The 20,261-nt window shown below is 69.7% G+C and carries 19 protein-coding genes and 6 pseudogenes; 16 read left to right on the top strand and 9 right to left on the bottom strand.

What is annotated here, in order from left to right:
• The 3 genes and pseudogenes from ABZS71_RS34040 to ABZS71_RS34030 all read left to right on the top strand — a co-directional run.
• Positions 1–541 (top strand): annotated as a pseudogene (locus tag ABZS71_RS34040) (DUF1996 domain-containing protein); the annotation flags it as partial.
• A gap of 140 nt (positions 542–681) precedes the next feature.
• A pseudogene (locus tag ABZS71_RS34035) lies at positions 682–2,429 on the top strand (discoidin domain-containing protein).
• A gap of 334 nt (positions 2,430–2,763) precedes the next feature.
• Positions 2,764–3,804, top strand: coding sequence for a LacI family DNA-binding transcriptional regulator (locus ABZS71_RS34030; RefSeq protein ID WP_356216326.1), 1,041 nt, complete (start codon positions 2,764–2,766; stop codon positions 3,802–3,804).
• A 456-nt stretch (positions 3,805–4,260) separates the two neighbouring features.
• On the opposite strand, the gene ABZS71_RS34025 is transcribed toward ABZS71_RS34030, so the two are convergent.
• A complete protein-coding gene (locus ABZS71_RS34025; RefSeq protein WP_356216323.1) occupies positions 4,261–4,680 on the bottom strand; it encodes a DUF6233 domain-containing protein in 420 nt (139 codons plus the stop codon).
• A 152-nt stretch (positions 4,681–4,832) separates the two neighbouring features.
• On the opposite strand from ABZS71_RS34025, the gene ABZS71_RS34020 reads away from it, so the two are divergent.
• The 5 genes from ABZS71_RS34020 (at position 4,833) to ABZS71_RS34000 (ending at position 9,368) form a co-directional block, all read left to right on the top strand.
• Entirely contained in the window at positions 4,833–5,750 is a 918-nt protein-coding gene (locus tag ABZS71_RS34020; RefSeq protein WP_356216320.1) for a Ku protein, read from the top strand.
• A 648-nt stretch (positions 5,751–6,398) separates the two neighbouring features.
• Positions 6,399–7,274 carry a universal stress protein gene (locus ABZS71_RS34015; RefSeq protein ID WP_356216317.1) on the top strand — a complete coding sequence of 292 codons (876 nt, stop codon included), beginning with the start codon at positions 6,399–6,401 and terminating at the stop codon, positions 7,272–7,274.
• 228 nt (positions 7,275–7,502) lie between these two features.
• Complete coding sequence (locus ABZS71_RS34010) at positions 7,503–8,066, top strand: universal stress protein (RefSeq protein ID WP_356216314.1); 564 nt, start codon at positions 7,503–7,505, stop codon at positions 8,064–8,066.
• Positions 8,067–8,100: 34 nt separating this feature from the next.
• Positions 8,101–8,994, top strand: coding sequence for a polyphosphate kinase 2 (gene ppk2 / locus ABZS71_RS34005; RefSeq protein ID WP_356216311.1), 894 nt, complete (start codon positions 8,101–8,103; stop codon positions 8,992–8,994).
• Complete coding sequence (locus ABZS71_RS34000; protein ID WP_356216308.1) at positions 8,991–9,368, top strand: GNAT family N-acetyltransferase; 378 nt, start codon at positions 8,991–8,993, stop codon at positions 9,366–9,368. The genes ppk2 and ABZS71_RS34000 overlap by 4 nt, the downstream gene beginning before the upstream one ends.
• A gap of 143 nt (positions 9,369–9,511) precedes the next feature.
• Here the strand turns inward: ABZS71_RS34000 and ABZS71_RS33995 are convergent, their stop codons facing one another.
• Positions 9,512–9,793, bottom strand: coding sequence for a hypothetical protein (locus ABZS71_RS33995; protein ID WP_356216305.1), 282 nt, complete (start codon positions 9,791–9,793; stop codon positions 9,512–9,514).
• 252 nt (positions 9,794–10,045) lie between these two features.
• Between ABZS71_RS33995 and ABZS71_RS33990 the strand changes: the two genes are divergently transcribed.
• Positions 10,046–11,269: a GDSL-type esterase/lipase family protein gene (locus ABZS71_RS33990; RefSeq protein WP_356216303.1), complete on the top strand. Its 1,224-nt coding sequence runs from the start codon at positions 10,046–10,048 to the stop codon at positions 11,267–11,269.
• Between the two features lie 318 nt (positions 11,270–11,587).
• Here the strand turns inward: ABZS71_RS33990 and ABZS71_RS33985 are convergent.
• Positions 11,588–11,836: pseudogene (locus ABZS71_RS33985) on the bottom strand (hypothetical protein); the annotation flags it as partial.
• Between the two features lie 407 nt (positions 11,837–12,243).
• On the opposite strand from ABZS71_RS33985, the gene ABZS71_RS33980 reads away from it, so the two are divergent.
• Positions 12,244–12,921 carry a haloacid dehalogenase type II gene (locus ABZS71_RS33980; protein ID WP_356216300.1) on the top strand — a complete coding sequence of 226 codons (678 nt, stop codon included), beginning with the start codon at positions 12,244–12,246 and terminating at the stop codon, positions 12,919–12,921.
• A 109-nt stretch (positions 12,922–13,030) separates the two neighbouring features.
• Here ABZS71_RS33980 and ABZS71_RS33975 read toward each other — a convergent pair whose 3' ends face one another.
• A complete protein-coding gene (locus ABZS71_RS33975) occupies positions 13,031–13,468 on the bottom strand; it encodes a hypothetical protein (protein WP_355859906.1) in 438 nt (145 codons plus the stop codon).
• A gap of 865 nt (positions 13,469–14,333) precedes the next feature.
• Between ABZS71_RS33975 and ABZS71_RS33970 the strand changes: the two genes are divergently transcribed.
• Positions 14,334–14,492, top strand: coding sequence for a hypothetical protein (locus ABZS71_RS33970; protein WP_355859908.1), 159 nt, complete (start codon positions 14,334–14,336; stop codon positions 14,490–14,492).
• 33 nt (positions 14,493–14,525) lie between these two features.
• On the opposite strand, the gene ABZS71_RS33965 is transcribed toward ABZS71_RS33970, so the two are convergent.
• Positions 14,526–15,212, bottom strand: a complete 687-nt coding sequence (locus ABZS71_RS33965; RefSeq protein ID WP_356216297.1) for a methyltransferase — start codon at positions 15,210–15,212, stop codon at positions 14,526–14,528.
• Between the two features lie 197 nt (positions 15,213–15,409).
• On the opposite strand from ABZS71_RS33965, the gene ABZS71_RS33960 reads away from it, so the two are divergent.
• Entirely contained in the window at positions 15,410–15,538 is a 129-nt protein-coding gene (locus ABZS71_RS33960) for a hypothetical protein (RefSeq protein WP_356216330.1), read from the top strand.
• Positions 15,539–15,875: 337 nt separating this feature from the next.
• Here ABZS71_RS33960 and ABZS71_RS33955 read toward each other — a convergent pair whose 3' ends face one another.
• Positions 15,876–16,016 (bottom strand): hypothetical protein, encoded by a 141-nt coding sequence (locus ABZS71_RS33955; RefSeq protein WP_356216295.1) that lies wholly within the window; start codon positions 16,014–16,016, stop codon positions 15,876–15,878.
• Positions 16,017–16,341: 325 nt separating this feature from the next.
• Between ABZS71_RS33955 and ABZS71_RS33950 the strand changes: the two genes are divergently transcribed.
• From ABZS71_RS33950 to ABZS71_RS33940, 3 genes and pseudogenes are all read left to right on the top strand, one after another.
• Entirely contained in the window at positions 16,342–17,118 is a 777-nt protein-coding gene (locus ABZS71_RS33950; RefSeq protein ID WP_356216292.1) for a PspA/IM30 family protein, read from the top strand.
• On the top strand, positions 17,115–17,393 hold the full coding sequence (locus tag ABZS71_RS33945; protein WP_355859915.1) for a hypothetical protein: 279 nt from the start codon (positions 17,115–17,117) through the stop codon (positions 17,391–17,393). The genes ABZS71_RS33950 and ABZS71_RS33945 overlap by 4 nt, the downstream gene beginning before the upstream one ends.
• A 10-nt stretch (positions 17,394–17,403) precedes the next feature.
• Positions 17,404–17,607: pseudogene (locus ABZS71_RS33940) on the top strand (zinc metalloprotease HtpX); the annotation flags it as partial.
• 92 nt (positions 17,608–17,699) lie between these two features.
• On the opposite strand, the pseudogene ABZS71_RS33935 reads toward ABZS71_RS33940, so the two are convergent.
• Positions 17,700–17,810: pseudogene (locus ABZS71_RS33935) on the bottom strand (short-chain dehydrogenase/reductase SDR); the annotation flags it as partial.
• A 287-nt stretch (positions 17,811–18,097) separates the two neighbouring features.
• Here ABZS71_RS33935 and ABZS71_RS33930 point away from each other — a divergent pair.
• A pseudogene (locus tag ABZS71_RS33930) lies at positions 18,098–18,507 on the top strand (winged helix DNA-binding protein).
• 94 nt (positions 18,508–18,601) lie between these two features.
• Here ABZS71_RS33930 and ABZS71_RS33925 read toward each other — a convergent pair.
• Positions 18,602–19,069 (bottom strand): VOC family protein, encoded by a 468-nt coding sequence (locus ABZS71_RS33925; protein ID WP_356216289.1) that lies wholly within the window; start codon positions 19,067–19,069, stop codon positions 18,602–18,604.
• A gap of 38 nt (positions 19,070–19,107) precedes the next feature.
• On the bottom strand, positions 19,108–20,049 hold the full coding sequence (locus ABZS71_RS33920; RefSeq protein ID WP_355859921.1) for a DUF5996 family protein: 942 nt from the start codon (positions 20,047–20,049) through the stop codon (positions 19,108–19,110).
• Positions 20,050–20,261: the final 212 nt, after the last annotated feature.

The raw sequence follows: 20,261 nt of genomic DNA, 5'->3' as shown, positions 1-20,261 counted from the left end.
AACGCGGGCAACCAGTGCATCCAAAACCGTTCGGGATGCGCGCAGTGCCTGGCAGTGGGTCCAAGACTCACTCCTGCTCACTGATTAGGAACGGTGGGAGTGCGGCAACAGCTACTTCAACGTCGACTTCCCCAAGGACTGCCCCACCTCCCCGGACGTCCAGCTCAATATCCGCTTCCAGGCGCCCAGTTGCTGGGACGGAAAGTATCTGGACACGCCCGACCACCAGAGCCACATGGCGTATCCGGTCGTCAGGCCCGGAACCAACGACAACATCTGCCCGGCGGACCACCCGGTCGCCCTGCCGATGATCGAGTTCAAGATGGCCTTCCCCGTCAACGGCGACCTCTCGCGGGTCAGGCTGGCGAGCGGCCCGAGCTACTCCTTCCACTACGACTTCTTCAACGCGTGGGACGAACCGACGCTGAAGGCGCTGGTGGACCACTGTGTCGTCGGCGGACTGCAGTGTGACGCGCGCGGCTACGACCAGACCCACCCCGAGGCCGGCGCGGCGCTCGACGAGAACTACGAACTGCCCTGAGCCATCTTCGCGGGGGATGGGCGGGGCTCCTCCCGCCCATCCTGGAGAGCGCTCTCCCGTCGCTGTGTCCACCCGCCCCGAGACCCCGGGCCACTCGTGACCCCGCAACCCCCCACCTTTCCCCCAGAGGAGAGACAGCCATGCACACATCACACGCATCCCCCCGGCGCCTCGCCGCGTCCCTCACCGCAGGCCTGCTCGCGGCGGGGGCGCCGGCGCTGCATGCACAGCAGGCGCACGCGGCCGGCAGTGTGGTGAAGGTGACCGGCTCACAGGGCAGCTGGCAGCTGACCGTCGACGGCTCGCCGTACCAGATCAAGGGGCTGACCTGGGGCCCCGCCGTCGCGGACGCCGAACGCCACATGCCCGACCTGGAGTCCATGGGCGTCAACACCATCCGCACCTGGGGCACCGACGCCTCCAGCAAACCGCTGTTCGACGCCGCGGCCGCCCACCACATCAAGGTGATCGCGGGCTTCTGGCTCCAGCCCGGCGGCGGCCCCGGCAGCGGTGGCTGCGTCAACTACCTCACCGACACCGCCTACAAGAACCAGGTGCTCGACGAGTTCCCGAAGTGGGTGAACACCTACAAGGACAACCCGGGTGTCCTGATGTGGAATGTCGGCAACGAATCGGTCCTCGGCCTGCAGAACTGCTACAGCGGCGACGAGCTGGAGAGGCAGCGCGACGCCTACACCACCCTGGTGAACGACATCGCGAAGAAGATCCACGAGGTCGACCCCAACCACCCCGTCACCTCGACCGACCGTGGACCGGCGCATGGCCGTACTACCAGAAGAACGCACCCGACCTCGACCTGTACGCCGTGAACTCCTACAACGCCGTCTGCGACGTCAGGTCCGACTGGGAGAAGGGTGGCTACACCAAGCCGTACATCGTCACCGAGACCGGACCGGCCGGCGAGTGGGAGGTCCCCGACGACGCCAACGGCGTTCCCACGGAGCCCAGTGACACGGCCAAGGCGGCCGGGTACACCAGGGCCTGGGGCTGCGTCACCGGACACCAGGGCGTGGCGCTCGGGGCCACGATGTTCCACTACGGCACCGAGTACGACTTCGGCGGCATCTGGTTCAATCTGCTGCCCGCGGGCCAGAAGCGGCTCTCGTACTACGCGGTGAAGAAGGCGTACGGCCGCGACACCTCTGGCGACAACACCCCGCCCGGCATCTCGGACCTGACGGTCGACGGCGACCCCGCCAAGGTCCCGGCGGGCCGAGCGCTGACCCTGACCGCCAAGGCCACCGACCCCGATGGCGATCACCTCTCCTACGAGGTCCTGGCGAACAGCATGTACCTCGACAAGAACAAGGAGCTCACGTCCCTGCCCGTCACCGACGGGGGAGTGGGACGGCTCACTGTCACCGCGCCGGACCGGCCCGGTGTGTGGAAGATCTACGTCAAGGCCACCGACGGCAAGGGCAACGCCGGGGTCGAGACCCGCTCGATCCGCGTGGTGCCGCCGCCCGTGAGCGGTACCGACATCGCGCTCGGCAAGCCCGCCACCGCCTCCTCGTACCAGCCCGCGGGCAACGACTGCCCGTGCACCGCGGCCAACGCCGTGGACGGGAAGATGGACACCCGCTGGGCCGGCGACTGGAGCGACCCGCAGTGGCTCCGGGTCGATCTCGGTGCCGGCGCCTCGTTCCACCACATCCAGCTGGTCTGGGAGACGTCGTATGCGAAGAAGTACACGATCCAGACCTCCGACGACGGCCAGAAGTGGCAGACCGTCCGTGAGGTGACCGACGGCAACGGCGGTGTGGACGACTTCGACGTCGACGGCAGCGGCCGGTACGTCCGCGTCAACGGCACCGCGCGCGGCACTGGCTGGGGCTACTCGCTCTACGAGTTCGGCGTGTACCGATGAGCCCGGGGTGACCGAAGATCCGTACGCATGGCTCAGGAGGCAGCGAGGACGGTCAACGAGTCCGAGGGCCGCGACCGCACCTCGCTGACCCTCCGGACGCCAGGACGAACTGGTCACCGCGGTGGCCGCGGTGGTTCGGGTGTCCGGTCGCGCGCTGCGGCACTGGCCGCCGGAGGATCCCGGGTGGCGCACCGGACCGGGCCGCCGGCGGCTGCTGGTGGGACGCTCGGCCGGCGATCTGCCGCCGACGGCGACGACGGAGGTCATCACGCCTGGCTTTGACCGGGGAGGAGCGCTCTACGCGCGTGGTGAGCGGGAGAGCTAGGGTGCTTGGATGAGCAGACGGGTGCCCACGCTGGAGGACGTCGCACGGGTGGCGGGGGTCTCCCGTGCGACGGTGTCCCGGGTCATCAACGGCGTACGCAATGTGGATCCCGCCATCCAGGACGTGGTCCGGCTCGCCGTCGAGCGCACCGGTTATGCGCCGAACCGGGCCGCGCGGTCGCTGGTGACGCGGCGGGCGGAGACGATCGCGCTGGTGGTCTCCGGGGCCGGCGAGGTCGGCGACGGTGAACAGGACGCTTTTGTCGCCGGCGTGTTCGCGGACCCGTTCTTCGGGCGGGTCGTCAGCGGCGTGGTGGGTCGGCTGCGGCCGCGCTCGATGTATCCGGTGCTGATGTTCGCCGAGTCGGAGGCGGCCCGGCAGCAGGTCGTGGCGTATCTGCGGCACGGCAGGGCGGACGGCGCAGTGGTGGTCTCGACGCACGCCCGGGACCCGCTGCCGACGCTGCTCGCGGCCGAGGAACTGCCCGCCGTCTGTTTCGCGCGCCCGGCCCTGCCGGGCCCGGCGACCTTCGTCGATCTGGCCCACCGGGACGGCGGGCGGATGGCTGCCGACCATCTGCTGGCGCGCGGCTGCCACCGGATCGCGACCGTCTCGGGGCCGCTCGACCTGCCGGCCAGCCGGGAACGGCTGGCCGGGTTCAGGGAGGGGCTGGAGCGGAGCGGCCGCCCGCATGCGCCGGTCGCCGAGGGCGGATTCACCCTCGAAAGCGGGGCGGCGGCCATGGCCGGGTTGCTGTCCGAACACCCTGACGTCGACGGGGTGTTCGCGGCAAACGACCTCATGGCGCTGGGCGTCTGTCAGGTACTGCGCGAGCGGGGACGGCGCGTTCCGCAGGATGTGGCGGTGATTGGCTTCGACGACTCGAGCGCGGCCGTCGCCTGCCGGCCGCCGCTGACGACCGTGCGCCAGCCGGTGGAGGAAATGGCGGCCGAGATGGTCCGGCTTCTTCAGGAGCAGATAGAGGGGACCCGCACCGAACCCACGTCGGTGATCTTCGAACCGGAGCTGGTGGTGCGCGAGTCGGCGTAGGGCCACGGTCGCGGTGCCGTCACCGCGGGTCGTTCGCAGCCGCAGCGTCACCGTCCACGATGCGACGACTGTCGGAATCCATTGACGCACCCCGCCCACGGTCCCGCCCGCCATGCTCGCGCAATGCGGCTAGGCCCAGCGTTGGCCGACGGAGGTGACGCGCAGGTTCCGGGTCTTCCAGCTCCAGGAATCCGCGAACTCGCGTGCTTCGGGTGGGCAAGGGTCAGGGTGGTAGCCCCTCGGAGGGGACATCCAACCCACGGAGTGTCAGTAGTTGGCTGTGTAAGTCAGCTGCGCTGACCTGCTGCTGCGGCTCGGGTCATGGATCTTGGAGAGCCGCCCGGATCAGCAGCCGCAGCGCCGCACCGACTGAGCGCCCCGGACGGCCGGACGCGTGGCCCGCTTCCGGCGCCATGGCCACCAGGTACCCCTCAAGGGCTTGCCCTTCGCAGCGGATCAGCGGCGGAGGGCTCGATCCGGGCGGCATATATCGCAGACGGCCACGGTCCGCCGACCGAGTAGCCCGACCGCGTCTTCCGTTGTGATCCGCTCGTGGCTCTCGCGGGCCTGCCAGCAGTCGTGGCGGTGGAGACGGCGGGACGGGACGTTGTCCACGTATTGGTGGAGCTTCTCGAGAACCCATTGCCGCCCGGCGATCGCCCCATCGGTCGGCACCATGGAGTAGTCCTCGCCGGGGATGGGGGTGATGTCCTCGGCGGCGACACTGATGGGAGTGGGTGCCCCGGTGGTCTGGGTGCCACCGTCGGCGTGCTCATGGCGGGCGGGAAGGACGGCCTCGCATTCGGCCCACCATCGACCGTCGCGGGTGCGGGTCCAACCGGTGATGATCACGTCGAGTTCCTGGTGATCGGGCATTCGGGCACGAGCCCAGGGCCCGGCCCTGCGACGCCACTCCTCCGCACTCACCGTTCGATTCTAGTTCGAATATCGCGTGTCTCCTGACCAGGGGCGCGTCCACCTGACCTCGCCTAGCCTGGACATCCCCAAGGGGGTGGAGGAGGTCTCTCATGCCGCGCCCCGTCTGGTCCGGAGCCGTAAGCTTCGGCCTCGTCACCATCCCGATCAAGATGCTGCCCGCGACCGAAGACCACAGCATCAGATTCCGGCGAATCCACCTCCCCGACGGCGGCCTCGTCCGCAACCGGAAGATCTGCGAGATCGAAGACCGAGAGCTCAGCCCGGAGGAAATCGGACGCGCCTACGAGGCGGGGCCAGGCCAGCTCGTCCCCATCACCGACCACGACCTCGAGCAGTTGCCGCTGCCCACCGCCAAGGCGATCGCCGTCGAGGCATTCGTCGAGGCTGAGCGGCTGGACCCCGTCAGGTTCGGCGCCCCCTACTACCTCCAGGCCGACGGGGCCGTGGCGAGCAAGCCGTACGTCCTTCTCCGGGAAGCGCTCAAGCGCAGCGACAAGGTGGCGATCGCGAAATTCGCCTGGCACGGAAGGGAGAGATTGGGCTCACTACGAGTCGTCGGCGACGCCATTGTCCTCCAGACGTTGCACTGGCCGGATGAGATCCGCAGCTCGGAGGGGTTGGGCCCCCGCGCGGTGGAATTGTCCGACGCGGAGGTCGACGAGGCCATGGAGCTGATGGACACCATGGGCGGCGTCGACATCAGCCAGTACCGCGACCACTACCGGGAAGCGCTCGAGGCCCTCATCCGTGCGAAGGCCGAGGGCCGGGAGCCGCCCGAGATGGAGGAGGCGCCTGCCGAGCCGAAGGGAAAGGTCGTGGACCTCATGGCCGCACTCCAGGACAGCGTGCGCGCCGCTCGCGAATCCCGTGGCGAGACAGCCGGCGAGGCCGAGGTGCACGAGATGCGGCGGCCCGCGAAGAAGGCCGCGGCCAAGAAGACGGCAGCGAAGAAGACCGCCAAGAAGGCCCCTGCGAAGAAGGCGGCGAGGAAGCGGCCCGCGTCCTGAGCGCGACACCGCCCTCGGTTGAGCCGGCGCCTAAGTCGTATATGCATCAACCACTTGCAGGCCACCGCGTCACCATGGAAACCAGTTCTCCTCGCGCCATAGGGGCGGGAAAGCCACAAGGGGGACCATGGGGTTCAGTGCCCGTAAGTCGTTCAAGTTCGGGCCGTTCCGCGTCACCGCATCACGGTCAGGCGTCAGCTGCAGCGCCGGTGCAGGCCGCCCGGGGCACCCGCCGCGCCGACGGGCATACCACGGCCAACGTGAACCTGCCAGGCCCGGTGAACTACTCCTCATCGCTGGGCGGTCAGCGCTCCCCGCAGCGGAGCGCGCCGCCGACAGGGGTCACAGCCGGTGTCGGTCTCCGAGCACATCGCGTACGGGACCGATGAGACCAAGGGGTCTGCCACGCCTGCCCCGGACCCCGATGACATCGAGCAGGCGACAGCGGGCGCGGGTCACCGGCCGAGGCATCGCCCGGTGCTCTCCGGCTGGCCACCGCCTGTCGGCCTTTCAGACGGCGGTGCGCGGTGAGTTCCTGGTCCAGCCCAAAATGGCATTTCCGGAGGGATGAGGCTTTTCGTTCCGGTCGGGGTACCCCTCAGACCGAGGGCATCGGACCGAGGGCCTCTCACGAGACGGAGCAACGCCATGGAACAAGTCGTCACCGTGGGCCTCGACGGCTCGGCCGAGAGCCTTGCCGCCGCTCACTGGGCTGCCGACGAGGCGGAGCGGCGCGAGCTCGGGCTGCGGCTGCTGCACGCCTGGATTCTGCTGTCCCCGCAGGCGGCCGACGGCCCAGGGACGGACGACCAGAACTACTGGGCGAAGCGGATCGTGCACGACGCGGCCGCGGAGCTCAGGCGATGCCACCCGGATCTGCGCATCGAAGCGGAACTGGTCGCGGAAGAGGCCGAGAGGGCCTTGCTCGACGCGGCAGGGCGATCCCGGATGCTGGTGCTCGGCTCACGGGGGCTGGAGCGGGTGGCGAGCTTCTTCTTCGGCGACACCAGTCTCTACGTCGTCGCCCGCGCCGAGCGGCCCGTGGCCCTGGTGCGCGCGGGCGGGGGAGAGGCGGAGGAACGGGCGTCCGATGCCCGTCAGCGGCCTGTGGTGGTCGGATTGAGCCTGCACGGTCGCCAGGACAACCTCCTCGAATTCGCCTACGTCACCGCTTTCACCCGCGGCGTGCCGCTGCTCGCCGTCCACGGCAAAGGCTTGCCGGTCCAGGCGTACGGGCCATTTGGTGTGGAGCCAGGGCTCGCCCGGGACATCGCCGAGAGCGCGCGCCAGGAACTGGACAAGGTGCTGCAGCCGTGGCGGGAGAAGTTTCCTCGCGTGCGCGTCATCGACGAGATCCGGCTCGAGAGCCCGGCCCAAGCCGTCGTGCGGGCGGCCGACGGCAGCGGCCTGTTGATGATCGGCCGACGGAAGCACACATCCGCTCTGGCACCCCGCCTCGGCCCCGTGGCGCAAGCGGCCGTGCACCACGCCCCGTGCCCGGTCGCTGTGGTTCCCCACGAGTGAACACAGCGGGGTGGACGCTGAAAGGAGACCGCATGGCCTCGGGACGATTCACGAGGACACGGCACCGCAACGTCACCCCGAACCTCACCGACTGCGGCCGGCCTCACCGACTGCGGCCGGCCCGAGTCGCATGGCAACCGACGCTCCCGCCACAACCGAACGGGTTGCGCGACCGGGAGGCGTGAGCCGTCCGGACCGGCCGGCCCCGGGTACGGCGTCGATCCCCGCATGCCGGTGGCCGCCGCCGTCGGTGACTCGGCTCTCGGGTCACGCCAGGCGCCCGTGCGACGGCCCTCGCTGGGCAGGGCCGAATGGCCGCGACGGAGGACCGTCGGCCTCTGGGTCGTCGCGACTGCCTCCACGAGACTCGAACGGGGGAGGCGGCAGCAGCTGCGGCCCGAAACAGGGAGGTCCCCCATGACACGCCCCATCACCGCAGGTCTGGACGGATCGCCCGAGAGCCTGGCCGCCGCCGACCGGGCCGCGCGGGAGGCGCGGCCGCTGCATGTGATGTATGCCTGGATGCTGCCTCCGCAGACGGCCCGTACCGCCCAGGCACCCGAGCTCCGGAAGCAGTGGGCACAGCAGATCCTGTACCCCGATGTGCCGGTGACCGAGCACGTCGAGCTCGGCAACGCCGCGGAAGTGCCGTTGACGGCGGCCGCGCGGGCCGGGCTCGTGGTCGTCGGCCGTCGTACCCACCGCCCCGCCGTCGGCGCGCGCCTCGGCCATGTGGCGCACGCCCTGCTCCACCATGCCGCGTGCGCCGTCGCTGTCGTGCCCCACGACTGACGCCACGCGGTCTCCCGCAGAAGGAAGGAAGCGGATGCCGCACAGCACGCCGCGGGACCAGGGCAGGCCCGGCGGCCGTCTGCCCCGGGCCCGGTACGAGAAGGAGCTGCGCCGTCTGCAGATCGAGCTGGTGAAGCTCCAGGAGTGGGTACGGGCCGAGGGTGAGCGGCTGGTGGTGCTCTTCGAGGGGCGGGACGCGGCCGGCAAAGGCGGCACGATCAAGCGGGTCACCGAGCGCCTCAACCCGCGTGTCGCGCGGATCGTCGCCCTTCCGGTGCCGACCGAGCGCGAACGCACCCAGTGGTACTTCCAGCGCTATGTCGAGCAGCTGCCCGCGGCGGGTGAGATCGTGCTCTTCGACCGCAGCTGGTACAACCGGGCCGGAGTCGAGCGCGTGATGGGCTTTTGCACCCCGCAGGAGCACCAGCGCTTCCTGCGCCAGTGCCCGGTCTTCGAGCGCATGCTGGTCGAGGACGGGATCCTGCTGCGCAAGTACTGGTTCTCGGTGAGCGACGCCGTCCAGGAGCAGCGGTTCCGCAAGAGACTGAGCGACCCCACGCGGCGGTGGAAGATCTCGGCGATGGATCTGGAAGCCATCACGCACTGGGAGGAGTACTCCCGGGCCAAGGACGAGATGTTCACACGCACCGACATCCCCGAGGCCCCCTGGTACGTCGTCGAGAGCGACGACAAGCGCGCGGCCCGTATCAACATGATCGCGCACCTGTTGTCGACGGTTCCGTACGGCGACGTGCGGCTGCCGGACCTCCGGCTGCCACCCCGCCCCGAGCCCACCGGGTACCAGCGGCCGCCGCGGCGGCTGCAGACCTACGTGCCCGACCACGCCGCCGCGCTGCCGGCACCGGACAGCCAATCGGGCTCGGCGGACGGTCCGCGCGGAGACGGAAGCGGAAGGCGCCACGGATGACGGACACGGCGCACCGCCCCGACACCGGGCACGCACTGCTCGCCGACGTCACTACCGTCGAGATACGCGCCGCGCGGCCGGAGGACTGGGACGACGTCCTGCGCATGCACGAGGAGATGTCGCCGGAGGACCTGCGACTGCGGTTCTTCGCGGTCGATCCGCGCTACGCCCGCGCGGCGGCGGTACGTATCTGCGCACCCGGACACCGCGGCTATCAGGCGCTTGTCGCGGTGGCGCACAGGCGCGTGGTCGGCGTGGCCGAGTACACCGCTCTCCCCACCGCCCCCGGCGAACACACCTCCGCCGACATCGCCCTGGCCGTCGCCGAGGGCCACCACGGCCAGGGCATCGGCACCTGCTGCTGGAACACCTGACGTCGGTGTCCGGGTAACGCCGCGCGAGCGAATCGCAGTATGCCCGGTGCGTGGTCGCGCGGCGTCCGGCCAGCAGACCGGCCTCGGCGAGCAGGAAGGCCCCGGTGCACACCGGCACCACACGCTCGGCTCCGGCCGCCAGTTCACCGGTGCGGCGTACCGGTGCCGGATCGGGTCGGCCGTACCCGCGCCGCCAGTACCACAAGCGTGTGCGCCGGCTCGACGTGGTTGAGGTCGTCGTCGGGCAGCAGCCGCAGCCCACTGCATGTCCGCACCGGCCTGTCACCGGGCCCAGCGGTCATGACCTGGTACACGCCCGGCTGCCCCCCGGCGGCAACCGCCCCGGTGAAGACCTCCAGCGGACCCGTCACGTCCAGACTCCGCACGCCCTCATGCAGCACGATGATCACACTTCGAGACCTCATGCCGCCCGGCCTGGCAGCGTGCACACATGGCAGCAATGACGCGCTTCCCACCTTTTCCGCCCTGGCCACAGCGGCTGGACGTGGCCAATCCCCCGGTCAACCGACCGTGCTGGAAGTGGCATCGGCAGGTGGTTGAGCTGGTGGATGGTCCCGTTGATCGCCTGGCGGACGGCGACCGTCGGCCGTCAGACGCGAGGGCAGTGGGCCGGAAATTCATGTGCGGATCAGGAATCCGATTGACAGGATGAGATCATGAACCACCAGCACGACGACGTCCCCGGCTCCTCCACCGCGCCCCGGCCGAAGGACTGGATCACCACACCCATCACCGCGGACCTCCTGCGCGGCGCGCTCGACCTGGAGCGCACCGAGCACGGGGTGCTGCCGCACCGGCTGCCGGCCCGGGCCCGCGCGCAGTGCGCCGACGGTCAGCTGGCCATGGCGGAGGCCCAGCCCTCCGGCGTGCGGCTGGTCTTCCGTACCCGGGCCACCGCCGTCGAGCTGGACACGCTCCCGACCAAGATGGTCTACCAGGGCGCCCCGCCCCGTCCCGACGGCGTGTACGACCTGCTCGTCGACGGCCGCCTGGCCGGCCGGGCGACCGCGCCCGGCGGCACCGTCCTGTGCGTGGACATGACCACCGGCTCCGCCGAGACCCGGCCCGGCCCGGTCGGCACCGTCCGGTTCCCCGGTCTGCCCGACCGTGTGAAGGACGTTGAGATCTGGCTGCCGCACAACGAGATCACCCAGCTGGTCGCTCTGCGCACCGACGCCCCCGTCGAGCCCGTAACGGATGGGGGCCGCAAGGTGTGGCTGCACCATGGCAGTTCCGTCAGCCACGGCTCCGACGCCGCCAGCCCCAGCACGACCTGGCCCGCGCTGGCCGCCTCCCTCGGCTGCGTGGAACTGATCAACCTGGGCCTGGGCGGCAGTGCCCTGCTCGATGCGTTCACCGCCCGCGCCCTGCGCGACACCCCCGCGGACCTGATCAGCGTCAAGATCGGCCTCAACCTGGTCAACACCGACCTGATGCGCCTGCGTGCCTTCACCCCGGCGGTGCACGGCTTCCTGGACACCATCCGCGAGGGGCACCCCACCACGCCGCTGCTGGTTGTCTCGGCCATTCTGTGCCCCATCCACGAGGACACCCCCGGCCCCAGCGCCCCGGACTTCAGCAACCTCAGCACTGGGAAGCTGCAGTTCCGGGCCGCGGGCGACCCCGCGGAGCGCGCCGCCGGGAAGCTGACGCTCAACGTCATCCGGGAGGAGCTCTCCCACATCGTGAAGCAGAGGGCGGCCGACGACCCCCATCTGCACTACCTCGACGGCCGCGACCTCTACGGCGAGGCGGACTTCGCCGAGCTGCCGCTGCCCGACCAGCTCCACCCGGACGCCGCCACACACCGCCGCATCGGCGAACGCTTCGCCGAGCTGGCCTTCCGCGCCGGCGGACCGTTCGCCGCCGAGCGTGCCTGAGTCGCCCGCTCCTGATCTGGCTCCGATCATGTCGACCGCAATCTCCGCGTGCTCACGCTCGTCGGCGTCGCGGGCTTCGCCGCCGTCCTGGTGCTCGGGATCGGCCACAACTCGCCGGTCGCGGTGACCGTCGGCGTCGTCACCTGGGGTCTGACCTTCGGCGGCGCGCCCACCCTGCTGCAGACGGCGATCGCCGACGCCGCGGGCGACGGGGCGGACGCCGCGCAGTCGATGCTCGTCACGGTCTTCAACCTCGCCGTCGCGGGCGGCGGTGTGGTCGCCGGCTTCGTGGTGGCCGTCGCCCAGGCCGATGAGCGTGGCGGCTTGGTTGTATCGGTCTCCCAATGCGCGGAAGTGGCTGAGAGCCTGCTGATAGGCGTGGACCGCCTCGTGGTGGTTGCCAAGGCCGCGGTGGGCGAACGCGAGGCTGTCCCAGCTGTGTGCCTGGCCGGTGCGGTTGCCACTCAGGACCGGGCGGGGCGCGGCCGGAAGGTTGGAATCATGACGACGCCACCCTCGCCGGTCCGCCGCCGTATCTGCCCTGCTCCGGTCCTCCGGCTCCGCCATTGGGCGTCCGGCCGCGAAACCGCCGGGCGGCGGTGGCCGGTGGCGTCGTGGCGCTGATCCTGGCGCTGCTGGGTGGGAGCGCGGTGTGGTGTCATCGCGGCTCTTGCCCGGGGCCTCGTGCCAGGTGCTGACCATCCGCTCGTGTGTGTCGTAGCGGATACGTATGGGCCATACCGGATTACGCACCGGGCGCGGGGCCGACCGGCGGAAGCGCTCGGGCCAGTCATGCGGAGGGATCCGGTTTCTGAGGCGACGTGCTCTGCCTATGTGTCCCAAGCGCATCGGTGTGCGGAGGGAGATTTCGGAGGTGGCTCGTGATGGGATGTGGCCACATACGGCCTTGCGCGCCTGCGGAGCCCGATATCCGGTGCGCGTACGTCATGCCCCGCACGCCAAAGGAGGAGCACGTGCCGACCGTGAGCCCGCAGGTGCTTGTTTTCGACGTCAATGAGACGCTCAGCGACATGGATCCGCTGGCGGCCCGCTTTGAAGAGGTCGGCGCTCCTGAGCATCTGCTGCCCGTCTGGTTCGCCGGTGTACTGCGCGACGGCTTCGCACTCACCGCCGCAGGCGGCTACGCGGAGTTCTCGGCCGTCGCCCGGGAGGGGATCCGGGCGCTGCTGCCCGGCATCGAGGGCTGGTCCGGGGACATCGAGGAAGCCGCTCGCCATGTGCTGGACGGGTTCTCCGAGCTAGAGGTGCACCCGGATGTCCCCGATGGCGTACGGGCCCTGCGACGGGCGGGCTTTCGGCTGGTGACCATGACGAACGGCAGTGCCGCGCTCACCAGGCAACTGCTGGCCCATGCTGGTCTGGTGGACTGCTTCGAGGCCCTGCTGGACGTGAGCGGGCCGCGGTGTTGGAAGCCTGCTCCGGCCGCCTACCGGTACGCCGTCCAGCAGACCGGGGTACGGCCGGACCACGCCCTGCTGGTGGCCGTGCACCCGTGGGACATCGACGGCGCGCAGCGCGCGGGGTTGGGTGGCGCCTGGCTGCGGCGGGGTGCGGCCGCCTATCCGCGGGTGATGCTCGCTCCGACGTATACGGCACTGGACCTTCAGGAGCTCGCCGCAGTACTCACGTAGGAGGCGGAACCGTGGTTTCATCATTCGCCAGGTAGCCGTAGGCAATCATCTGCCGCTGTTGCCTCCGCCCCGCGACCTTTCGGGCTGTGAGCTGGGCTTTCGTACGGCCCTAGTCGGCCCTGTCTTGAGCTGCGTATCCCAGTAGGCCAATCTGGAACAGTGGCGCCACCATTCGTTCCAGGTACCAAGCCAAATCGGTCATCTCCGCTGCCACGGAATGCGATCGCCTGTTGATCGAAGGGGTGAAGGAGGCCTGCCGTCTCTCGGAGTAAAGCACGAGAAGGCCCCCCGTTTCACCCTCCAGGTGATACATAGAAATCCCGACATTTTGCCGATCGTGCTCTGGGGCGTCAAGGACGTTGAGGACGAGCCCCAGCGACTCAGGAGGAGCACTTGACCATTCCAGGTCGCCATGCGTGTCCGGTACGGCGTATGAGATGCCGCGTGGCTCAGCGGGCGACCAGCCGGATTCCGACAGGGCGCGCACGACTAGGGCTGCGGAAACCGGTTCCTGGAACGTGAAGTCAATGTCTACCGTGCGGGACATCTAGCCTGCCTCCTCCGGATTACCCGCCGTGCATAGTTTTCCAGGCCACACGAACTCGCTCGCGTTCCCCTTCTCTGAAGCATCTGCGGCTCCCAGCGCGTCCCGCAAGTGGTCCTCGTACTCCTTGCCGCGCCGTACCCCGCCCTGCCCGCGGGATCCCGCCGAACTCGCCTGCCCCGGACACTCCGGGATCAGACCCCTCAGCCGCATCGAGGCGGTAGCCGTACGGGCCCCGCGTCCAAGCGCTGGCCGGCCCGTCGCGGGTGCCCCTGCAGTGGCGCCCGTGACTGGCCTTCCCGTGCCCGTGCCCGACGTGTGCGTCCGTGTGAAGATGAACATCGGCGCCTGCGGGCCGTACGCGCGGGGCCCACGTGAGCGGCCCTTCGGCGCAGGCCTGGGTTCCCGAGGGCCTGGCTCAGCCTGTCTGTCCACCGCTGCATTTGCCACACCGTCCGCGGGGACCCTCGTCCTCCCGGGGATCTGGCGCTCCCGCGCCGCCACAGCCCGCGGCCGCAGGCCCGTACCCGCGAGGCCGGCCGGGACCGGGCGGAAGAACTGCACCTGTCCTTCCGCAACCCCACTGCCCCACCGCCCCACCGCCCCGCCACTCCGCCACTCCGCCGCTCGGCATCGAGGCGGAGGGCGTTCTGCCGCTGAGCTGTGCAGGGTTACACGTCATCAGTGAGGCCGACGGACGGCGCCTCCCTGCTGCGGTGACCGAGTCGCCCGCAGGCGCGGCTGAGAACACCCGAAGGAACCATCGTCGTGTCGGCGCACCGATGGTGGCCGCGGCACCAAACAGTTCCTGGCCTGGCTGCACCGGCGGGGTGTCTCCTACTCGATCGGGTTCACCCTCCCGGCGGCGGTGCCGGACCTGTACGCCAAGGACCGAGTCTTCACGATCCCGGCCACCCTCGCCCGGCACAGCCGCCGAATCCCGTTGCACATCAAATACACTGCGCCCTTGGCCGACCTGGTCACCCGCGCCCACCAGCGGCTGGTCGAGCTCGCCGCACCGACCTGACGCCCGCGCCCTCTTGCCCGAGCAGGTTGTCGATCACAGTTTGTTGTCCGGCGGGGTGGGGCGCGCCGCCCCGCACCGCCCCTCTGCCGGTGCGGGGGCTGCCAGGTGGTGGACGTAGGCGGGCGGCAGGTTGGAGAGGATAAGTTCGCCGCGTATCAGGTGCGGGTCGATCGCCGTGCGCAGCGCCTGGCGGGAGGCGGACTGGCGGCGGTCGAGTCTTTGCAGCGTGGTGCCGCCGACGTAGCTGAAGAAGGAGAGCCGGCCGCCGGGGTTGAGCGCGGCAAGGAGTTGCCGGAAGACGGCCTGGATCTGGGCGGGCGGGAAGTTCGCGAAGGGCAGGCCACACACGATGGTGTCGTAGCGCCCCAGGTGGTGGTCCTGGACGAGGACGTGGTGCAGCCGGGTGCGGGACGCGCGGGCGACCAAGCGGGGGTCGTGGCGGAGGGCGGTGGACAGGTGGTCGGCGAACTGGGCGTTGGCTTCGACGAGTTCGAGGGTGTCGTGGGGGCCGAGTCGCTGGGCGAGGTGGCGGGTGACGGCTCCGGTGCCCGGGCCGACTTCCAGGACGGCGCGGGGCTGGTCGGGACCGCCGGGGTGGACATGGCGGATCAGGGCGCGGGACAGGGCCGGGCTGCTGGGGGCGATGGCGCCGGTGGTCCGGGCGGCTCGGATGAACTGCTTGAAAAAGACCATGGCGTGGGAGGGTATCGCGGCGGTCATGCGGACACCTGCGCCGGGGCGGTGGAGTCCGTTTGTCTGGCCGGCGGCTGGTGGGTGGCCGGCGCGGCGGGGGGAGAGAGCGCCAGGCGCGGTGGCCGAGCAGGCCGAGCACGGGCGGGCGGCAGCAGGGCCCGTACGTGCCGCACCGGCGCTCGGCGTGAGCTGGGCGCGCCCGGCCGACTGGGTGCTGCCCGCCTATGCGGACGCTGGGCACGGCGGCGTTGGTCCGGGCACCGGACCCGGACACGGCACGCGCCACCCTGACCCCGGACCGGTACGCCGACATAGAGGTGTACAACTGGCAGTTCGGCGGGCGGCCGTCATGACCCGACGACGTCCAGACCGACGTCACCGCCGAAGCCCTTCGGCTCGCTCAGCATCCTCGTGTTTCACCCGAACCCACGGATGCATCGGCCTGACGCATACCGGTGGACCCCTGGGTTCGCGCTGAAGGACCTTCGGTTTCCCTGAACCCACGGGCCGCCTGGAGCTGTACGACGCGGCCATGCCCGACCATCCGGCACAGCTGTGGGACCAGCACGCGATGGCCGAGCGGCTGGCACAGGCATGGCGGGGGCTGCCGTCCGGTACGTGACTCAGCTCAAGCTCGCGGAGCGCCGCGCGGGCTGATGTCCGACGATGGTCAGCCCGCTTCGGTCCTTGTCACCGACCCTCTCCCCCATCCCGTGAACGCCGCAGGACCTGCTCGTCCTCGGCGGCGCCGAGCCACAGGACGGTGGCGTACTCGACCATCATGCCGTGCTGCTGAGCGATCAGGCTGGTCACCGTGCGGTTGGTGTCCACGCTGGGACCACAGGACCAGCTCGGGACGGAGAGCCCCGCGCTCGACGTGGACCATCTTCCCTCGTCGCGGTGACCCTGGCGGACCAGGCCGGTGCCGCACTGGACATCATGCAGCACTCCCCGCAGTCAGGCTGACGACGGCAGAGGCGGAGGTGACCGGACGTGGGCGCCGGGTCGACCTGCCGAGCCGAGAGTGCGGGCCGACAATGGAAGAAGCATGGCCGAGGCTTCTGGCCTGCGGCAGGGCCGGTGCGGCGCACCGTGCGTGGTATTGCCCGGCTGAGCCCTCCCGCGTGACGCGGAAGCCGAGAGGAAGGCGGGCGCCATGGCCGGTATCGCTCACCGCATCGCCGCCCTGTTTCAGGTCAAGGCGAACAAGGCCCTGGACCGGGCCGAGGATCCGCGTGAAGTCCTGGACTACTCCTATGAACAGCAGCTGGAGATGCTGCAGAAGGTACGGCGCGGTGTGGCCGACGTGGCGACCAGCCGCAAGCGCGTCGAGCTGCAGGTGAACCAGCTCCAACAATCCGAGGGCAAGCTGCAGGACCAGGCGCAGCAGGCGCTGGCCGCGGGGCGTGAGGACCTGGCCCGTGAGGCGCTCACCCGTCGTACAGCCGTGGCCTCGCAGATCACCGATCTGCAGGGTCAGCAGGCGTCCCTGCAGGAGCAGGAGGAGAAGCTCACCCTGGCCTCGCAGCGCCTGCAGGCGAAGGTGGACTCGTTCCGGACCCGCAAGGAGACGATCAAGGCCACTTACACCGCGGCCGAGGCCCAGACGCGCATCACCGAGGCCGTCACCGGCATCGGTGAGGAGATGGGCGATGTGGGCATGGCGATGCAGCGCGCCCAGGACAAGACCGAGCAGATGCAGGCCCGCGCCGGTGCGCTGGACGAGCTGCTCGCCTCCGGCGCGCTGGAGGACGCCACCCTCCCGGGCGGCCGGGACGACATCCAGGCCGAACTCGAATCCGCCACCGCGGACCAGGGCGTGGAGGCGGAACTGGCCCGGATGAAGGCGCAGCTCCCGCCGTCCGCCGCCCCGCGCGCCGTGGAAGGCGGCAGGACCGAGCAGGAACCGCCGGACCAGGAGGCGCCACCATGATCATGAGGATTCTCGGCGAGGGCCAGTACGAGATCGCCGAAGAGCACCTCGACCGCCTCAACGAGCTGGACTCCACCCTGCAGCGGGCCGCCGACGCAGGCGACGAGGCGGCGTTCACCACCGCGTTGTCGGCCCTGCTGGAGGCGGTGCGCAGCCTTGGCACACCGCTGCCGGACGAGACGATCACGCCGTCCGACCTCGTGCTGCCCGATCAGGACACCAGCCTCGGTCAGGTGCGGGAACTGCTGTCCGATGAGGGCCTGATACCGGGGTGATGGCGGTGCGCTGATCGCGCTGCTCAAGTCCCTTGTCGTGGTGGTCGTCATCGCCGCGGGGCTGCTGGCCGCGCAGTACTGGTGCTCCGACCGTATGGCGCTGTACGCCATGCACGGATACCTCGTCACCCCTGAGAAACAGCCCCAGCTGCCCGATGTTGTCGACCGGCTTTGCGCCACCGCGGACATGCCCAAACCGCGGGCGGCCGTCTCCGGGAGGGACCGCCGCTCATGAGAAACGCCATGGTCGGCCCGCGCGCACGCGGGCCGACCATATCGGGGCCTTCCACCTGGTCATTCCCTTCCTTACCAGGGGCGGGGGCCTGCGACGTCGAAGTAGCCTCTGGTGGGGCCGTCGGGGCTCACCTGCGCCATCCGGGCGATGATCTCGGCGCCCTCCTCGAGGGTCTGCGTGCCCTCTTCGCTCAGTGCCGCACCCGTTCAGAGAGTCGCCGCGCGGCGGACCTCCGGCTTCCACGCCAGTGCGGCCGTGGATCACGGCGTGCCAGGTCCCGTACACCTTCACGTCGAAACCGACAGCGCTCAACGCCTCACCTTCACCGACGACGGCGCGGACCCGATCACCGAGGCCGTCCAGCTGCTTGGCGACGGCTCCGCTGGTCCAGATCCGCAGTGTGGGGTTGGCCGCCGCCGCCCTGCGCAGCGTCTCTTCCAGCAACCTGGACCTGGCCAAGGATCTTCGACTGGCCATCGGGCAGCTGGTCCGCACCGTGCGGGCAGCGGATACGATGCCCCCCGGGGAGGCGGCGGTGATCGGCTACCTGGACCCCAAGCCCGCAGACCACGCAGACCACGAAGACCACAGCGGACATCGCGCGGCAGCGAAGGGCCACCCACCAGTCGGCGGCCAAGTCCGTCAAGGAACTGCTGAGCCAGGGTCTCGTCCATACCGAGGCCCGTCCCATCGACGACCGCAAGCTCCTGCTGCCGCCTCACTCCCGCCGGGCACGCCAGACTGCAGGAGGAGCGGCAGAGGCGAGCGGCCTGGCTGGTCAGCGCCATCCAGGAGGCCCTGACACCGATGGAGCGTGAAGAGCTCACAGTATGCGTCCTACTGCTCTCGCGCCTGTCCGGCCATCTGCAGGCCAAGTGACAGCGGAGCGGTTGCGGTCACCCGCAGTCACCCGCAGGTCGACCCCGCCGTCGACCTGGGGCCTGGGCCGCCGGACTCCGTACGGTGAACAGGGTCAGCTCTCCCGCTCCTGAGGGTCGTTGTCCCTGCGCGCGAAGATGCCCTCCAGTATCCCCGTGGCCTGCCCGACCTCGATCAGGTAACCATCGGGATCGCGCATGTAGCAGCGCAGTTCGGCGCGTCTGTCGATGGGTGGGGTCAGGAACTCTGCCCCCTTGGCGCTCCAGTCGGTGTAGCAGGCCTCGATGTCGGCCACGCGGATGTTCATGAAGCTGGAGACCGAGTTCGGGTCGCTCGGCGGGCGGAGCGTCACCTGTGGCTTGTCGGGGGTCGGTCCGCCGCCGGGGTTCATGATGATCCAGCTGTTGGCCAGTTTGATGGTGCAGGGATTTTCGTCCAGCACGACGGTTCCACCGAGTACCTCGCTGTAGAACCTCCGTGAGCGTGCTACATCGCTGACGGTCAGGAAGTGCGTCAGCAGCAGGCCCTCGCTCGGGGCGGGGAAGGATGCGTCGTTGTCCATGGCCCATTCCTCTGGCACCGCGATGTGAGACGGCCGTCTTATCTTGTCTGTGACGCGTAGGGGTCGGTGATACCTCCGGGGCTGGCTAGACCTTCGACGTCCCACCCGGCGAGATGTGCCGCGGACTGGTAAACGCTCTCGTAGAAGTCAAGGACGGTACCTCGGGCGTTCTCGCCTCCGCGGATGTCCTCGTAATCCAGCGTGGCCAGGTGACTGCCACGTTGTTCGACCCATCGCGCGGTCGCGGGGTCGAGCCGTTGGTCGGCGAGACCCTCGGGCTCCGGCGCGGCATAGGAGTAAAAAGTCGGTTGTGGGAAAGCGTCGTCGCCGAACCAGAAGCCCGCGCTGATGACCTCGCGGGAGTAGGCCTCGCGGGTGACGGGATCGATATGCGGCGGCTGGTCGACCGTTCGGTCCGAGAAGCGGGTGGCCGCGATGTCAAAGGTGTGCCAGAAGTGGTGTACCGGGCTGATCTTTCCGGAGTACCGGGCCGAGAACTCCTCCAGCACCAGGCTGATCTGGCTGAGCACCTGCCAGTAGCGGTTGACCCAGAACGGGTCGTAGGAGGCGTGTTCCGTGTCATCGGCGAAGGGCCGTCCCGCGTCGGGCAAGCCGAACGGGTGGGGGTGTTCCATCGTCACTGCGACCCCGAGGGTGCGAAGAGCGTCCAGCGTCTGGTGGTAGAAGGACGAGACGGACTGCCCGAGCAGTGGGAACGACACCGCGCCGCCACCCAGAACGCGTGCGGTCAATCGGTGGGCGACGAAATCGAAGTCGATGGTGAAGATCGGATTCCCATCGACCTGGCCCATCGGGCGGGTCGTGATGCCGCGGCCTGTGACGTGGTACGGAACATTCCACCAGTGGTTTCGCCGCACGCCGGATGCCAGCCGGATTTTGCCGACGATCTGAGCGAACCGGTGCAGCGTCTCTTTCGAGTCCTTCCACTCCGCCAGCGGGACCGGGGGGAAGATCTCCACGGAGCACCACTCCTTGTCCCGCACCTCAGCCGGTCGGTCCCAGCTGATGCGCCCAGTGACATCCCCCGGTTCTCGAGGCTAAGTGACGGCTGCCGACGACGCATCCGGAAGAAGCACCCGTTGCTCAGAGCCTCAGCGGCTCTCAGCATTCCGGGCATTTCGACCCGGAAAGTCCGTCACGTCACCAAAGCGTGAGGGCTTCGGCTTGAGTA

This window comes from Streptomyces sp. NPDC005393, assembly GCF_040606675.1.
Classification (GTDB): Bacteria; Actinomycetota; Actinomycetes; order Streptomycetales; family Streptomycetaceae; genus Streptomyces.
The sequence above is the reverse complement of the archived record's forward strand: the minus strand, read 5'-3'. Positions and strand labels throughout refer to the sequence as shown.

Coding starts and splice junctions, on each gene's coding strand:
- ABZS71_RS34030 (WP_356216326.1), top strand. CDS start 2,764: ATGAGCAGACGGGTGCCCACGCTGGAGGACGTCGCACGGGTGGCGGGG.
- ABZS71_RS34025 (WP_356216323.1), bottom strand. CDS start 4,680: ATGCCCGATCACCAGGAACTCGACGTGATCATCACCGGTTGGACCCGC.
- ABZS71_RS34020 (WP_356216320.1), top strand. CDS start 4,833: ATGCCGCGCCCCGTCTGGTCCGGAGCCGTAAGCTTCGGCCTCGTCACC.
- ABZS71_RS34015 (WP_356216317.1), top strand. CDS start 6,399: ATGGAACAAGTCGTCACCGTGGGCCTCGACGGCTCGGCCGAGAGCCTT.
- ABZS71_RS34010 (WP_356216314.1), top strand. CDS start 7,503: ATGCCGGTGGCCGCCGCCGTCGGTGACTCGGCTCTCGGGTCACGCCAG.
- ppk2 (WP_356216311.1), top strand. CDS start 8,101: ATGCCGCACAGCACGCCGCGGGACCAGGGCAGGCCCGGCGGCCGTCTG.
- ABZS71_RS34000 (WP_356216308.1), top strand. CDS start 8,991: ATGACGGACACGGCGCACCGCCCCGACACCGGGCACGCACTGCTCGCC.
- ABZS71_RS33995 (WP_356216305.1), bottom strand. CDS start 9,793: ATGAGGTCTCGAAGTGTGATCATCGTGCTGCATGAGGGCGTGCGGAGT.
- ABZS71_RS33990 (WP_356216303.1), top strand. CDS start 10,046: ATGAACCACCAGCACGACGACGTCCCCGGCTCCTCCACCGCGCCCCGG.
- ABZS71_RS33975 (WP_355859906.1), bottom strand. CDS start 13,468: ATGTCCCGCACGGTAGACATTGACTTCACGTTCCAGGAACCGGTTTCC.
- ABZS71_RS33965 (WP_356216297.1), bottom strand. CDS start 15,212: ATGACCGCCGCGATACCCTCCCACGCCATGGTCTTTTTCAAGCAGTTC.
- ABZS71_RS33960 (WP_356216330.1), top strand. CDS start 15,410: ATGCGGACGCTGGGCACGGCGGCGTTGGTCCGGGCACCGGACCCGGAC.
- ABZS71_RS33950 (WP_356216292.1), top strand. CDS start 16,342: ATGGCCGGTATCGCTCACCGCATCGCCGCCCTGTTTCAGGTCAAGGCG.
- ABZS71_RS33945 (WP_355859915.1), top strand. CDS start 17,115: ATGATCATGAGGATTCTCGGCGAGGGCCAGTACGAGATCGCCGAAGAG.
- ABZS71_RS33925 (WP_356216289.1), bottom strand. CDS start 19,069: ATGGACAACGACGCATCCTTCCCCGCCCCGAGCGAGGGCCTGCTGCTG.